The organism is Saccharopolyspora elongata (assembly GCF_004348985.1).
GTDB lineage: Bacteria > Actinomycetota > Actinomycetes > Mycobacteriales > Pseudonocardiaceae > Saccharopolyspora > Saccharopolyspora elongata.
The window spans coordinates 111641-125978 of the sequence record NZ_SMKW01000020.1 but is presented as its reverse complement, the minus strand read 5'-3'; the positions used below and the strand labels follow the sequence as shown (position 1 = coordinate 125978).

Here is a 14338-nt window from a genome sequence, read left to right as displayed (position 1 = left end):
GTTGACGCCGCGGGCCAGTCTGCGGGCCTCGACCAGTGGTGAGGACGCCGGCTGGTACCGCCGCCCGGGGCTGTTGGCGGGGATCGCGCTGGTCCTGATCATCGCCCTCAACATCATCTTCGGCTGAAATGAGGTGTTCCAGGCTCGTTTTGGGTAGCGGTGCGGGTGGCGGTGCCGGTTGCGTAGGTGGGCTAAGCGGCTGCGCCGCTTCAAAGACCAAGAAAGAACGGGAAGGCTAGGAACCGACATGGCGAAGACTTCGGGCACCGCGGGTGCCTTCGACATCCGCACCGTGATCGCGCTGCTGTTCGGCATCTTCGGCGCGGTGCTGGTCGTCGTCGGCGCGACCGACGGCGCGGACGAGATCACCAAGTCCGGCGGCATCAACATCAACCTCTTCTCGGGCATCGGCATGCTCGTGTTCGCCGCCGCGCTCGTGGTGTGGGCCCGGCTGCGGCCCATCGCCGTTCCCGCCGGGAGCGACGCACCGGAATCCTGATCCGGGATGAACGAGGGGGGCGCCACCGGGGAGCAGTTCAGCTCTCGGTGGCGCCCCCCTCGTTCGGAATGCGGGCGCTGACGCGGATGTCGTGAGGCGGAACGGCCGCGCTGTGCGGGGCGCCCGGGTCATGGACGCCCCGCATCGCGGCTTCACGGGTTGGGGATCGCCACGACCATGTCGCGCAGTTCGTAGCCGCCGATCGCGTCGTTGAACGAGACGCGCGGCTCCTTCTTCATGTGCACGCCGGGGACGGCGAACAGCTTCTTGAGGAAGACGTCGGTCTCCATGATCGCGATGTTCGCGCCGGGGCACTTGTGCGCACCGTCCCCGAAGGACAGTCCCGGTGCGGAGGCGTCGTTGAGGGGACGGGCGGGGCACACGGCGAGCGGCTGGTCGCCCATCGCGCTCGGGTCGGCATTCGTCGCGCTGACCTGGATGTCGATCACCTCACCGGTCGGCACGGTGACCGTCTCGTCGTTCTCCGCCGGCAGCTCGACCGGTGCCGTGGTGCGCCGCCTGAGGTGGCCGACGACCGGTTCCAGGCGCAGCAGCTCGTGCAGGATCGCGAGCCGCTCGGGCTCATCGGCGGCGCGGTAGCGGTCCAGCAGCGGCTCGTCGGTGAACAGGTGCCACGCGGCGAGGTTGACGAACTCGCGGGTGGTGACCATGCCCGCGGCGGCGAAGGTGATGCACTCGCCGAGGATCTCGGCCGACGAGCAGCCCTCGTCCAGCAGGTGCGAGATCAGGTCGTCGCGGCGCTGCTCGCGGCGCGCCCGGACGGCGGGCCGGACGTCGCCGAAGTAGATCCCGGCCCAGTTGGTGGCCTGCCGCCAAATCCAGTAGAGCCCGTTGAGGCTGGTGAAGCCCGGTTCGCCGAACTCCTCCGGGAAGAACCGCTCCAGCCGGTGCTGGAGGCCGGGGCGGCTCTCGGTCAGCCCGATCACCGCGCACGCCACGTCGATGGCGAGGTTGAAGCTCAGGTCCGACAGCTGCGCCTGCCCGGCGCCGCGGAGCTTGTCGAGCTGGGCGTCCGCCACTCGCTCCATCAGCTCCCGGTAGCTCTCGTCCACCCGGCGCGGCGTGAAGTACTTGGCGGTCTGGCGCCGGTGCTCGCGGTGCTCCGGGCCGTCCCGGTACAGCACCGGGCGCCGGATCTTGGCGGGCATCTTCTCGACCGTCTCCACCCCGAGGCCGGCCTGGACGGTGTCGGTGCTGCGCAGCGCGGTGCGCGCGGCGGCGTAGCCCCGGATCGTCCAGACGCCGTCGGAACCGCGGCTGACCGGGCAGCCGCCCTCGGGTTCGCCTCGATCGATCTTGCGTGCGTTCGTCCCGTCGGTCGACATCGGTGGACCGGTCCTTTCCGCAGCCGGGTGGTCGAACATGATCCACTTCTTGTAGCAGTCCCGGGTCGCCCGGCGCACCGGTCGGTGTCGGTTCGTAGCGGAAACTTCACCGACGGCACCGGGTGACCGGATCGCTTCCATAGGTCGCGGTAGGGTGCGGCACTCGGGGTGTTCGGCGCCGTTGTGACTCACCCAATAGGATGACGGCCGATGTCGGTCTTGAGGAGTTACGCACCGTGAAGTGGCAGTTCGGCCCTTACCGGGTGGATGGCTTGATCGCGCGGGGTGGGATGGGCGAGATCCTCCGCGCGTACGACACCCGTCACGACCGCGTGGTCGCCCTCAAACTCCTGGCCGAGAACCTCGCCGCCGACGAGGAGTTCCGCGAGCGGTTCAAGCGGGAGGCGCACGCGGCCGGCCGGCTGCGGGAGCCGCACGTCATCCCGATCCACGCCTACGGCGAGATCGACGGCCGGCTCTACCTCGACATGCGCCTGGTGGAGGGCAGCGACGTCGGGTCGCTGCTCGCCGCGCACGGCCCGATGCGCCCGGCGGACGCGGTGGCGGTGCTGGAGCAGGTCGCGGAGGCGCTGGACGCCGCGCACCAGGAAGGCCTGGTGCACCGCGACGTCAAGCCGTCCAACATCCTGGTCAGCCACAGCGGGTTCGCCTACCTCGTCGACTTCGGCATCGCCGCGTCACTGCGCGCCTCCGCGACGCTGACCTCCACCGGCTACACCGTCGGCACGCTCGCCTACATGGCGCCGGAGCGGTTCGACGACGGCCCGGTCGACCACCGGGTGGACGTGTACTCAATGGCCTGCGTGCTGTACCAGTGCCTGACCGGCGCGAAGCCGTTCGCCGGGGACACCGCGGCTTCGCTGATCAACGCGCACCTCAACCACGCGCCGCCGGCGCCGACCGGCGCCCGCAACGACATCCCGCGCGAGTTCGACCAGATCGTCACGCGCGGCATGGCGAAGAACCCGGCCGACCGCTTCGGCAGCGCGGGCGAGCTGGCGAGGGCGGCCCGGCAGGCTCTGACCAGCGTCACGGCGATCCCGCCGCAGTTCGCCGCGCTGCCTGCGGCGCCGAAGCGCAAGGGCGGCGCGCGCTGGGTGTACGCCCTGGCCGGAGTCGGCATGGTCGCGGCCGTGGCCGGGGTGGCGGCCTTCGCGACCACGATGAACAACGAGCCGGGCCAGGCGATTCCGGTCGGCGACCCGTCGCCGCTGGTGCCGGAGACGAGCGCGGTGCAGACCTCGGCGCCGCCGACGTCCAGCGCGCCGCCGCCCCCGCCACCGTCGTCCGCGCCCGTGCCGCCGCCGGTGCAGAACCCCGCAACGCAGGCACCGGAAACCCAGGAGCCGGCGGAGGATCCGGAGACGCCGCCGGCGACGCCGGCGCAGACGAAGTGGTGCCAGTCGATCAGCTACGAGGGAGCCGAGCGCGGCACCGGCTGCTTCGAGGCGATCGGCGACCACCTCTTCGCGCACGACACCAGCAAAGACGGCATGTGGGTCAAGACGCTGTCGGAGACCGACTACGGCCGCAAGGACGAGTGCAAGGACGACAATACCGCCGAGGGGCCTCCGGTCGACTGCAACCTGGACCTGAGCGAGAAGGGCAAGGTCCGCTTCAAGGTCGAGCTCTGGGACGGCAAGACCAAGGTCAGCGAGACCGCCTGGTCGAAGTTCGTCCCGATCGGCCAGTGATCGCGGATCGGACCGCGGGCCACGGCTCGGCCGCGGCGATGCGCGTCGCGTGGCCGCTCGGGGCGTGACCGGCTCACAGCCGCGGGTCGACGGGCTCGGACTCCAGGGCCAGCACGGCGAAAACGCACTCGTGCACCCGCCACAGCGGCTCGCCCCTCGCGACCCGCTCCAGGCCCTCCAGGCCGAGCGCGTACTCGCGGGTGGCGAGGCCGCGCTTGCGGCCGAGGGACCGCTGGCGGAGGCGCTCCAGGTTCGCCGCCTCGGTGTAGTCGGGCCCGTAGATGATCCGCAGGTACTCGCGCCCGCGCACCTTCACGCCCGGCTGCACCAGGCCGCGCTGACCCCTGGTGAGGTTCGCCGCCGGCTTGACCACCATGCCTTCGCCGCCGTCGCCGGTCAGCTCCTCCCACCACGCGACGCCCGCCGCCGTCGAATCCGGGTCGGTGGTGTCCACGGTGAGCCTGCGGGTCGTGGCGAACAGCTCGGGGTCGGCGCCGACGAGCCGATCCGCCACCGAAAGGTGCCAGCCGTGCTCGCGGTCGTGGTAGGTCCGGCCCTCGGTGGCCAGCACCTGGAACGGCGCGAGCCGCACACCGGTCAGCCCCTCGGTCGGCCAGCAGTACCGGCGGTACGCCTCGCGGTACGCGTCGGCATTCGCCGCCCGCGCAACGGTTTTGGCGTGCAGCTCGGCGACGTCCACGCCGCGTTGCGACGCGGCGGCCAGGATCTCCACGGCGCTGGGCAACGCCGCCGACGCCGCAGCACCAACCGCGGCGTACTGGTCCATGATCAGGCCGCGCGCCTTCGCGCTCCAGGGCATGAGCTCGGCGTCCAGGAGCAGCCAGTCCGTCGACAGCTCCTCCCATAACCCGGCCGAAGCAGCGGCCGCGCGCACGCGGCCGAGCAGCTCGTCGGTCTGGTCCGGCGCGAAGAACGGCCGTCCGGTGCGGGTGTGCACCGCGCCCGGACCGTCGATGCCGAACCTGGTCGCGCCCGTCGAGGAATCCCGGCACACCAGCACGATCGCTCGCGAGCCCATGTGCTTCTCCTCGCACAGCACGTCCTGCACACCGGCGGCGCGGTAGCCCGCGAAGGCTTCTTCGGGGTGCTCCAGCACGTCGGGGCGGTTCGAGGTGGCCACCGGAGCCATGGTCGGCGGCAGGTACAGCAGCCACCGCGGGTCGATCGCGAAGCGGCTCATCACCTCCAGGGCCGCGGCCGCCCGCTCGGGCTGGACGGCGATCCGCCCGTGGTGCCGGGTTTCCACCGAACGACGGCCCGCGACGTCGTCGAGGTTGAGCACGTGCGGCTCCCGCCGCGACACCGAATCCGCCGCCGGGGGCAGCTCCTCGGGCGGCAGCAGCGGGCGCTTCGGCTCGTACCAGACGCGGTGCGCCCGAACCGAGACGACCTCGCGCTCCGGATAGCGCAGCGCAGTGAGCTTGCCACCGAAGACGCAACCGGTGTCCAGGCACATCGTGCCGTTCACCCACTCCGCCTCGGGCATCGGCGTGTGGCCGTAGAGCACCATCGCCTTGCCCCGGTAGTCGTTGGCCCACGGGTAGCGCACCGGCAGCCCGAACTCGTCGATCTCGCCGGTGGTCTCGCCGAACAGCGCGAAGCTGCGCACGGTTCCCGACGCGCGGCCGTGGAAGTGCTCGGGCAGCCCGGCGTGGGCCACCACGAGCTTGCCGCCGTCGAGCACGTAGTGCGCGACCAGGCCGTCGCAGAACTCCTCCGCCTGCTTGCGGAACTCCGCGGGCTCGGCCGCGAGCTGTGCCAGCGACTCGGCCAGGCCGTGCGCGATCTTGACGTTGCGGCCGCGCAACGCGCGGACGAACTTCTGCTCGTGGTTGCCGCACACCACCAGCGCGGTCCCGGCCTCGGCCATGCCCATCACCAGGCGGAGCACGCCGGGGGTGTCCGGGCCGCGATCGACCAGGTCGCCGACGAACACCGCGCGCCGGCCTTCCGGGTGCGCGGCCCCGATGGCGCGCTGCTCGTCGTCGCGCTCGATGGCGTAGCCGAGGGATTCGAGCAGTTCCTCCAGTTCGGCCCGGCAGCCGTGCACGTCGCCGATCACGTCGAACGGCCCGGTCTCGGCGCGCTTGTCGTTGAGCAGCGGCTCGATCTCGACGGTGGCCGCCGCCACCTCCTCGACGCTGCGCAACACGTGCACGCGCCGGAAACCCTCGCGCTGCAACGACTTCAGCGACCGGCGGAGCTCGGCGCGGTGCCGCCGGACGACCGGCGCGCCGAAATCCCGGTCGGGGCGGGCGGAGTTGCGCTCCAGACATACCGACTCGGGCATGTCGAGCACGATGGCGACCGGCAGCACGTGGTGCTTCCGCGCCAGCTCGATCAACGTGGACCGGGAACTGCGCTGGACGTTGGTGGCGTCGATGATCGTGATCCGCCCGGCCGCCAGCCGCTTGCCCGCGACGTAGTGCAGCGCGTCGAAGGCGTCCGCGCTGGCCGACTGGTCGGATTCGTCGTCGGCGACGAGACCGCGGAAGTAGTCGCTGGAGAGCACCTGCGTCGGCGCGAAGTGGGTGCGCGCGAAGGTGGACTTCCCCGAGCCGGAGGCGCCGATCAGCACCACCAGCGCCATGTCCGGAATGGACAGCCGCATCACGCCACCGCCGTCCTGGTGAACACCGCCAGCTGCGTCGGCGCCCCGACCTGGGGGTCCTCCGGCCCGACGGGCAGGTGCTCGACCGCGTAGCCGTGCCGGTCGGCCACGCCGCCGGCCCACTGCCGGAACTGCGGCCGCGTCCACTCGAAGCGGTGGTCGGCGTGCCGGAACGCACCGGCGGGCAGGTTCTCGAAACGCACGTTGTACTCCACGTTCGGGGTGGTGACGACGACGGTGCCGGGCCGGGCGGCGGCGAACACCGCGTGCTCCAGCGCGGCCAGCCGGGGCGGGTCGACGTGCTCGATGACCTCCATCAGCACGGCCGCGTCGAATCCGGCGAGGGAGGTGTCCACGTAGGTCAGCGCGGACTGGCGCAGCGCGAGCCGCTCGCGCTGGCGCTCCGGTAGCCGCTCGAAGCGGCGCGCGGCGACCTCCAGCGCGCGGGCCGACACGTCCACGCCGACGATCTCGGTGAACGACGGCTCCTGGATCAGGTCGTGCAGCAGGGCGCCGCCACCGCAACCGAGGTCGAGCACGCGCCGCGCCCCGCTCGCCTTGAGCGCGGCCAGCACGCTTCCGCGGCGCTGCACGGCGAGCGGAACGTCCTTTTCGGACGTTGCGGTCACCGCCGGCTCGGCCATCGCGTCGTCCAGCTCGTCGTCGCCGGACTCGGCCAGCTGCGCCAGGGCCGAGCGCACGTAGGACTTGCGGTGCGCCAGGTACCGGCTGCTGATCAGCTCCCGCTCGGGGTGGTCGGCCAGCCAGCCCTCACCGGCCCGCAGCAGCTTGTCCACCTCGTCCGAGCCGACCCAGTAGTGCTTGCCGTTGTCCAGCACCGGAATCAGCACGTAGAGGTGCTTGAGCGCGGCGGAGACGCGCAGCTCGCCGGACAGCCGCAGGTCCACGTAGCTGGAGTCGCCCCCAGCCCGGAACCTGCGGATCCAGCGGCACCGGCGCGGCCTCGACCCGCCAGCCCAGCGGTTCGAACAGCCGCGCGGCCAGCTCCGCACCTCCCCGGCACGGCAACGCGGGAACCCGGACCTGCAGCGGAATCGGTGTCTCCGCGAGCTCCGGCCGCGCATCGCAACGCCCGTTCAGCGCCGTCCGGAACACCGAACCCAGCGCCACGGCGAGCAGCGAGCCCGCGGCGTAGGGCCGGTCGTTGACGTACTGGGCCAGCGCGAAGGCGTCGTTCTTCTTGCCGCGCACCAGGTTCACCGGATCGACGTCCAGCAGCAGCGCGGCGGTGCACTCGTCCTCGGCGGCGACCGGGTAGAAGACGTGCGCCGTTCCGCCGGCCACCGGGAATGTCTGCGCCTTCTGCGGATGCTTGTGCAGCAGGAAGCCGAGATCGGTGGCCGGTCGGTGCGTGGTGGTGAGGGTGACGAGCACGGCCACAGTGTGCCCCAACGCCCGGCACGGCGAACCTCCTTTTCCAGGTTTCAGACCGGGTACGCAGACGGGCGTACGGCAGGAGTCGATTGCGGCCCGATGTGCCGGCGGGGGAGCCCGGCCAGAGTTGGTTGCGCGGCGCCCGGACCGCCTGGGCGCCGCAGGATCAACGGGAGGCGATCGTGTCGAACCGGCCGGCATCGACCAAGCGCGGCGCGCGCCGGCTTTCGCCGCGCGCCTACAAGTTGTGGAGCACGGTGCACCTCGTCGTCGCGGCCGCGTGGCTGGGGGTCACGGCGGCCAAGCTGGTGCTCGGCCTGGCCGCCGTGCTGACCGGTGCTCCGCCCCGCGCGCAGAGCCTGTACCTGGCGGTGGACGCGGTCGACGTGGCGTTCCCGCCGCTGGCGATCGCCACGCTGCTGTCCGGCGTGGTGCTCTCGCTGGGCACCAGGTGGGGCCTGCTGCGGCACTACTGGGTGGTGACGAAGCTGGTGCTGACCGTCGCGGTGATCGTGACCGCGGTGCAGCTGGAAGACCGCTACGTGCGGCGCGCCGTACCGGCCCTGGAATGGCGGGACGGGGGCACGTTCTTCGACGCCCAGCCGTGGTCGGCCGGACTCCTGCTCGCCTTGCCGGTCGCCCACCTGATCATGCTGGTGGCGGCGACGGTGCTGTCCGTCTACAAGCCGTGGGGCAGAACGCGGAGGCCCGCAGCGCGACCGCCGGTGCGGCAGGAGGTGGGGGCGCGCTAGTCGGCGAGGCCGGACTGGTAGGCGAAGACGACGAGCTGGGCGCGATCGCGCGCGCCCAGCTTGATCATCGCCCGGCTGACGTGCGTTCGGGCCGTCGCCGGGCTGACCACCAGGCGCTCCGCGATCTCCTCGTTGTTCAGGCCCTCCGCGACGAGGCCGAGCACCTCGCGCTCCCGCTCGGTGAGCGTGTGCAGCTGCGGGTGCGGGCGGCTCGACCGCGGTGCCATCGACACGAACTCCCGGACCAGCTTCCGCGTCGCCGACGGCGCCAGCAGCGCCTCACCGCCGGCCACCAGCCGGATCGCCCGGAGCAGGTCGACCGGCTTGGTGTCCTTCAGCAGGAACCCGCTGGCCCCGCCGCGCAGCGCGGCGAAGACGTACTCGTCGACCTCGAAGGTGGTCAGCACGATCACCTTGGTGTCCGGCAGCTCCGGGTCCGCGGTGATCCGCCGGGTCGCCTCCAGCCCGTCGACGCCGGCCATCCGCACGTCCATCAGGACCACGTCCGGCCGGTGCTCGCGCGCCGCGGCCACCGCCGCCAGCCCGTCCGCGGCCTCGCCGACGCAGGTCAGGTCGTCCTCGTTGTCGAGGAGGGTGCGCAGTCCGATGCGGACCAGGTCCTGGTCGTCGACGATCAGCACGGTGATCATGGATGTCCTTCGGTGGGCAGGCGGGCGTGCACTTCGAACCGGCCGTCGCCGGTGGGACCCGCGGTGAACTCGCCGCCCAGCGCCGCGACCCGCTGCCGCATGCCGGGAACGCCGAGCCCGCCGCCGTCGCCCGGGGAGCCGGTGAGCGGGTTGGTGACCGTGATGACCAGCGCGTCGGCCGCGTAGTCGAGCGTGACCGACGCGCGCTTGTCGCCGCTGTGGCGCAGCACGTTGGTCAGCGACTCCTGCAGGATCCGGTAGCCGGTCAGGTCGACGGGGGCGGGCAGGTCGCGCGGCTCGCCGGTGGTGGTGAGCTGGACCTGGACGCCGGCCTCGCGCATCCGCTTCCGCAGGTCGTCGAGCCTGGCCAGGCCCGGCGCCGGACCCTGCGTGGCGGTTCGGCGCACCACGGCCAGGGTCGCGCGCAGCTCCTCCAGCGCGTCGCTGCTCGTGCGGCTGATCGCCTCCAGCGCGACTTCGGCCTGCTCCGGCTTCTTCGGCAGCACGTGCAGCGCGACATCGGCCTGCATCTTGATCGCGGCCAGCCCGTGGCCCACGACGTCGTGCACCTCCTGCGCGATCCGCAGCCGCTCGTCGTCGACGCGCTGGCGCAGCGTCTCGGCCCTGGCCCGGGCCGCCGCCTCGCGCTGCAGCCGGACCGCGAGCCCCACCGCGAACGGCACCACGACCCACGCCGAACCCGGGATCACGCCGAACAGGCCGGGCAGCGTCCCGCCGCTGGTGAAGATGTGGACCAGCAGCATGAGCAGGGCGGCGAAAGCGGTCGGCACCGAGGCCGCCGGCGGGCGGTGCCTGGCGGCCGAGTAGACGGCGATCAGCAGCGCCAGCAGGATCGGGCCGTAGGTGTAGCCCAGCACCAGGTAGGTCGAGGTGAGCGCGGCGGCGACGAGCAGCGTCGCGACCGGCTGGCGCCGCCGCAGCACCAAGACCAGCCCGGTGGCGGCCACCAGACCCACGCCGATGGCGTCGACCGGCCGGTGCGCGGCCGCGGTCCAGCGGTCGGCGCCGAGCGTGCCGACGATGCCGACCAACGTGACCAGGACAGCGAGGACCGCGTCCCCGATCAGCGATTTCATCCCGCGCATGCTCGCAGTTTCCGCGATGTCCGAGCCGCGCGGGTCGTCCCAGGAGCGCACCTCCGCCTACTCCTCCCGACGTAGCAGGAGCTCGGGGAGGCGTTGTAGCCATGCCCGAGGCCCGGGAGTCTCGCACTTCAGCGCGGCGACCGCTGCGGAGCGTTCGATCCTGGCGGGGATGCCCGATCCTGGGTCGCAGGCGAAGAAGCAGTAGGCGCCGTGGAAGACGTCGCCCGCGCCGAGCGTGTCGACCGCCTGGATGCGCGGTGGCGGCACCGCGCCGTGATCGCCGTCGTGCCACCAGCGCACGGGGCCGCCGCCGTGGGTGGTGATCACGGTCGGCACGCCCTGACCGACGAGGGCTCGGGCCGTCGCATCGGTGGTCGGGGCGCCCGGCACCCGGAAGTCGGCGGAGGCGATGACCGCCTCCGCGCGTGGCAGCAGCGGCCGCATGGCCGGCTTCCAGCGCCCGGCGTCCACCACGATCGGAGCCGATGCCGCGTCGGCAGCCGCTTCGGCGAGCACCGGGTGGTGGCCGTCGAGCAGGACGATGTCAGCCGACCCGACGAGTTCGGCCAGGTCCGGCGCCCGGTGCACCTGCAGCGCGGTGGTGTCGATGCCGACGACCGAGCGCTCGCCGGTGCCTCGGGTGACCGCGACGGCGGACACCGGGGCGTCCGCGGTCCGGTCCTCGGCCGCGTCGACGACGGTGACCGAACAGGCCGCCAGATCGGCCCGGATGACCGCCGCGACCGGGCTGCGGCCGATCGCGGTGACCAGCACCGCCTCGCCACCCAACCCGGCGAACGTCACCGCCGCGTTCGCCGCCGGTCCACCGGCCGCGACGAACTGGGCGGCCGCGGTGGCCTTCTGGTCGGCGGCCGGGCGCGCGTCGACGTGGTGCACGACGTCCAGGGTGGTCAGGCCGACGAACACGCCGCGCGGTGGGGCAGCCATGCCGCCAGTGTATGAGGTGATTTCTTCAATGGGCTTGCGTGGCGGTGCGGGTGGCGGCCCCCCCGCGGGAATTACAGACGCCGCCTCCCTGTGGGATCCCCGACTTATGTATGCCCAATACGCGGCATCGGGGACTGGCCTCGCCGGGAGCCCTTCGGGCGGGCACAGCCTGAGAACCCGCGGCGGTGCAAGCTGAGTCCCCCACCGCATGCGGCTGACGCCGCATTTCGAAATGACCCGTAAGGAATCGGGCACCGCTTCCGTCCTCAATGGGCCGATCCGGTGGCCGCCGGGGAAAGACTTGTCCGGCCATGGTCGCGTTCCTACGATGCCGTTGTTGATCGGTCGGAAAGAGCTTTGAACGCACGCCCTCGACGTGGAGGCATCATGTTCAAACGGGGCCTGACGATCGCGGCCGCACTGCTGGCGCTGACCGCGGCGGGGTGTTCGGCCGAACGCGAATGGGGCGGCGGGTCGGCGAGCCCGGCGGGCACGGCCAAGATCGGCCTGATCACCAAGACCGACACCAACCCGTACTTCGTGCAGCTCCGCGAGTCCGCGAAGGCCGCCGCGCAGGCGCGGGGCGCCGAATTCATCGCGCTGGCAGGGCAGTTCGACGGCGACAACGACGGCCAAGTGCGGGCGATCGAGAACTTCGTGCAGCAGGGCGTGAACACGATCCTGATCACGCCGAACTCCTCGACCGGCGTGCTGGACGCCATCGCCCGCGCCCGCCAGGCGGGCATCCTGGTCATCGCCCTGGACACCGCGACGGAACCCGCCGACGCCGTCGACGCGACCTTCGCCACCGACAACTTCGAGGCCGGGCGGCAGCAGGGCGCCTACGCCAAGGCCGCGCTCGGCGCGACGTCGCCGAAGCTGCTGATGATCGACGGCACCGCCGGATCATCCGTCAACACCCTCCGCCACAACGGATTCCTGGCGGGCATCGGCCTGCCCGAAGGCGCGCCGGAGATCCGCGGCACCCAGAACGCCAACGGCGACCAGAACCTCGCCCAGCAGGGTGCGGAGAACCTGCTGGCCCGCACCAGCGATATCAACGTCGTCTACACGATGAACGAGCCGACGGCGCGCGGCGCGCATGCGGCTCTGCAGGCGCGCGGGCTGGCGGGGCCGGTGGTGATGGCGTCGATCGACGGCGGCTGCGAGGGCGTAGCGAACGTGGCCGCCGGGCAGATCCGGGCGACCGTGATGCAGTTCCCGGCCAAGATGGCGGAACTGGGCGTCGACGCCGCGGTGGAGTACGCCAAGACGAAGCAGAAGCCCAGCGGCTTCCACGACACCGGCTCCGTGGTGATCACCGACCACCCGATGCCGGGCGTGCGCAGCGAGAGGGTCGCCTGGGGCGAGCAGAACTGCTGGGGCGACAAGTGACGACGCTCCGAGCGCCGGACACCGGCGAGCGGCCGGGCGTGCGGGAGTTCCTGCTGCGCGCGCCCGCGGTCGGGCCCGCGCTGGCGCTGCTCGTCGCCATCGCGGTGTTCTCCGTGTTCACCGACACGTTTCTGAACCCGGACAACCTGTCGCTGGTGGTGCAGCAGTCGCTGGTGATCGCCACCCTCGCGCTCGGCCAGACGCTGATCATCCTCACCGGCGGCATCGACCTCGCCAACGCCTCGGCCGCGGTGCTGGCCACCCTGATCATGGCCAAGCTGGCGCTGGGCGGCGCGCCCGGATTCGTCGCACTGCTGCTGGGAATCGCGGCCACCGCGGCCATCGGCGCCGTGGTCGGAACGCTGGTGACGCAGGTGCGGCTGCCGCCGTTCATCGTCACCCTGGGCATGCTCACGATGCTCACCGCGGTCGCGAAGCTGGTCGCCGATGGCGAGGCGGTGCCGACCGGCGACGCGCTGCTGACCTGGCTCGGCACCCGCCGCTACCTCTTCGGCGGCATCGAGATCACCTACGGCATGACGCTGGCGCTGCTGCTGTACCTGGGGGTCTGGTACGCGCTGACCAGTACCGCCTGGGGCAAGCACGTCTACGCCGTCGGCAACGCGCCGGAATCGGCCCGGCTCGCCGGGATCAAGGTCAACCGCACGCTGCTGTCGGTGTACGTGGCGGCCGGGGTGATCTTCGGGCTGGCCGCCTGGCAGGCGCTCGGCCGGGTGCCCAACGCCGACCCGAACGCCTACCAGCTGGGCAACCTCGACTCGATCACCGCGGTGGTGCTCGGCGGCACGAGCCTGTTCGGCGGCCGGGGATCGGTGCTGGGCACGCTGATGGGGGCGCTGATCGTCGCGGTCCTGCGCTCCGGGCTGACGCAGCTGGGCGTCGACGCGCTCTACCAGGACGTCGCCACCGGGGCCCTGGTGATCGCGGCGGTCGTGGTGGACCGGGTGACGAGGAGGAACGGCTGATGGTGCCCACGCTCTCCGCCCGCGGCCTGGTCAAGCGCTACGGCCGGGTGACCGCCATCGACGGCGCGGACTTCGAGGTCCGGCCCGGCGAGGTGCTGGCCGTCGTCGGCGACAACGGCGCGGGCAAGTCGAGCCTGATCAAGGCGCTGTCGGGGGCGCTGATCCCGGACGCGGGCGAGATCAGGGTGGACGGCGAGGTCGTGCACTTCCGCGGGCCGCTGGACGCCCGCCGCTACGGCATCGAGACGGTGTACCAGGACCTGGCGCTGGCCCCGGCGCAGGACATCGCCTCCAACATGTTCCTGGCGCGGGAGAAGCGGCACCCGGGGCTGCTCGGGAAGCTGTTCCGGAAGGTCGACCAGGGCTGGATGCGGGCCGAGGCGCAGCGCGTGCTGGACGAGCTGGGCATCGCGGTGAAGTCGATCGCGCAGCCGGTGGAAACTCTGTCGGGCGGGCAGCGGCAGGGCGTCGCGGTGGCCCGGGCGGCCGCCTTCGGCACCAAGGCGGTGATCATGGACGAGCCGACGGCGGCGCTCGGCGTGGCGGAGTCGGGGAAGGTGCTGGCGCTGATCGACCGGATCCGGCAGCGCGGCCTGCCGGTGGTCCTGATCAGCCACAACATGCCGCACGTCTTCGAGATCGCGGACCGGATCCACGTGCACCGGCTCGGCCGCCGGGTCGGCGTGGTGACGCCCCGCGAGCACAGCATGAGCCAGGTGGTGGGGCTGATCACCGGAGCACTGGTGCTGCGGGAGGACGGCGACCTGGAGGAGGTCTCGTCCGCGGTGCGCACGGGCCTGGGGGAGTAGCGGCGCGCGGGTGCCCCGCCGCCGCGTGCGGGTGCGACCAACCCGGCTGCGGTGTACAACGAGGACGTCACGCGGACAACGGCGTGCCTCCCGGTGCGCCTGCGC

General features: G+C 72.1%; 11 protein-coding genes and 1 pseudogene. 6 read left to right on the top strand and 6 right to left on the bottom strand.

Features of this window, described 5'->3' with window-relative positions; genetic code table 11:
• The first annotated feature begins 247 nt into the window (after window positions 1–247).
• Window positions 248–499: a hypothetical protein gene (locus tag E1288_RS17205; protein ID WP_132486224.1), complete on the top strand. Its 252-nt coding sequence runs from the start codon at window positions 248–250 to the stop codon at window positions 497–499.
• A 152-nt stretch (window positions 500–651) separates the two neighbouring features.
• On the opposite strand, the gene E1288_RS17200 is transcribed toward E1288_RS17205, so the two are convergent.
• Window positions 652–1845, bottom strand: coding sequence for a cytochrome P450 (locus E1288_RS17200; RefSeq protein ID WP_132486252.1), 1194 nt, complete (start codon window positions 1843–1845; stop codon window positions 652–654).
• Between the two features lie 236 nt (window positions 1846–2081).
• Between E1288_RS17200 and E1288_RS17195 the strand changes: the two genes are divergently transcribed.
• Window positions 2082–3560, top strand: a complete 1479-nt coding sequence (locus E1288_RS17195; RefSeq protein WP_132486222.1) for a serine/threonine-protein kinase — start codon at window positions 2082–2084, stop codon at window positions 3558–3560.
• A 73-nt stretch (window positions 3561–3633) separates the two neighbouring features.
• On the opposite strand, the gene E1288_RS17190 is transcribed toward E1288_RS17195, so the two are convergent.
• The gene (locus tag E1288_RS17190; protein ID WP_132486220.1) at window positions 3634–6192 is read right to left on the bottom strand and encodes a polynucleotide kinase-phosphatase; all 2559 of its coding nucleotides are present in this window, start codon (window positions 6190–6192) and stop codon (window positions 3634–3636) included.
• Window positions 6192–7587: pseudogene (locus tag E1288_RS17185) on the bottom strand (3' terminal RNA ribose 2'-O-methyltransferase Hen1). The gene E1288_RS17190 and the pseudogene E1288_RS17185 overlap by 1 nt, the downstream one beginning before the upstream one ends.
• 182 nt (window positions 7588–7769) lie before the next feature.
• Here E1288_RS17185 and E1288_RS17180 point away from each other — a divergent pair.
• A complete protein-coding gene (locus E1288_RS17180; protein WP_132486218.1) occupies window positions 7770–8339 on the top strand; it encodes a hypothetical protein in 570 nt (189 codons plus the stop codon).
• Here the strand turns inward: E1288_RS17180 and E1288_RS17175 are convergent.
• The 3 genes from E1288_RS17175 to E1288_RS17165 are packed head-to-tail and all read right to left on the bottom strand — an operon-like array spanning window position 8336 to window position 11043.
• A complete protein-coding gene (locus E1288_RS17175) occupies window positions 8336–8989 on the bottom strand; it encodes a response regulator (RefSeq protein ID WP_132486216.1) in 654 nt (217 codons plus the stop codon). The genes E1288_RS17180 and E1288_RS17175 overlap by 4 nt on opposite strands.
• Complete coding sequence (locus tag E1288_RS17170; protein ID WP_235883613.1) at window positions 8986–10146, bottom strand: sensor histidine kinase; 1161 nt, start codon at window positions 10144–10146, stop codon at window positions 8986–8988. The genes E1288_RS17175 and E1288_RS17170 overlap by 4 nt, the downstream gene beginning before the upstream one ends.
• A gap of 6 nt (window positions 10147–10152) precedes the next feature.
• Window positions 10153–11043 (bottom strand): PfkB family carbohydrate kinase, encoded by an 891-nt coding sequence (locus E1288_RS17165; protein ID WP_165968152.1) that lies wholly within the window; start codon window positions 11041–11043, stop codon window positions 10153–10155.
• Window positions 11044–11430: 387 nt separating this feature from the next.
• Between E1288_RS17165 and E1288_RS17160 the strand changes: the two genes are divergently transcribed.
• Genes E1288_RS17160 through E1288_RS17150 form a run of 3 tightly spaced genes read left to right on the top strand, consistent with a single transcriptional unit; the run spans window position 11431 to window position 14233 of the window.
• The gene (locus tag E1288_RS17160) at window positions 11431–12438 is read left to right on the top strand and encodes a substrate-binding domain-containing protein (protein ID WP_132486214.1); all 1008 of its coding nucleotides are present in this window, start codon (window positions 11431–11433) and stop codon (window positions 12436–12438) included.
• Window positions 12435–13424, top strand: coding sequence for an ABC transporter permease (locus tag E1288_RS17155; protein WP_132486212.1), 990 nt, complete (start codon window positions 12435–12437; stop codon window positions 13422–13424). Before E1288_RS17160 ends, E1288_RS17155 begins: the two co-directional genes overlap by 4 nt.
• The gene (locus E1288_RS17150; RefSeq protein ID WP_132486210.1) at window positions 13424–14233 is read left to right on the top strand and encodes an ATP-binding cassette domain-containing protein; all 810 of its coding nucleotides are present in this window, start codon (window positions 13424–13426) and stop codon (window positions 14231–14233) included. Before E1288_RS17155 ends, E1288_RS17150 begins: the two co-directional genes overlap by 1 nt.
• The last annotated feature ends 105 nt before the right edge of the window (window positions 14234–14338 follow it).

Excerpts from the sequence above, each read along its gene's own strand:
- E1288_RS17205 (WP_132486224.1), top strand. The coding sequence starts at position 248 with ATGGCGAAGACTTCGGGCACCGCGGGTGCCTTCGACATCCGCACCGTG.
- E1288_RS17200 (WP_132486252.1), bottom strand. The coding sequence starts at position 1,845 with ATGTCGACCGACGGGACGAACGCACGCAAGATCGATCGAGGCGAACCC.
- E1288_RS17190 (WP_132486220.1), bottom strand. The coding sequence starts at position 6,192 with ATGCGGCTGTCCATTCCGGACATGGCGCTGGTGGTGCTGATCGGCGCC.
- E1288_RS17175 (WP_132486216.1), bottom strand. The coding sequence starts at position 8,989 with ATGATCACCGTGCTGATCGTCGACGACCAGGACCTGGTCCGCATCGGA.
- E1288_RS17165 (WP_165968152.1), bottom strand. The coding sequence starts at position 11,043 with ATGGCTGCCCCACCGCGCGGCGTGTTCGTCGGCCTGACCACCCTGGAC.
- E1288_RS17160 (WP_132486214.1), top strand. The coding sequence starts at position 11,431 with ATGTTCAAACGGGGCCTGACGATCGCGGCCGCACTGCTGGCGCTGACC.
- E1288_RS17150 (WP_132486210.1), top strand. The coding sequence starts at position 13,424 with ATGGTGCCCACGCTCTCCGCCCGCGGCCTGGTCAAGCGCTACGGCCGG.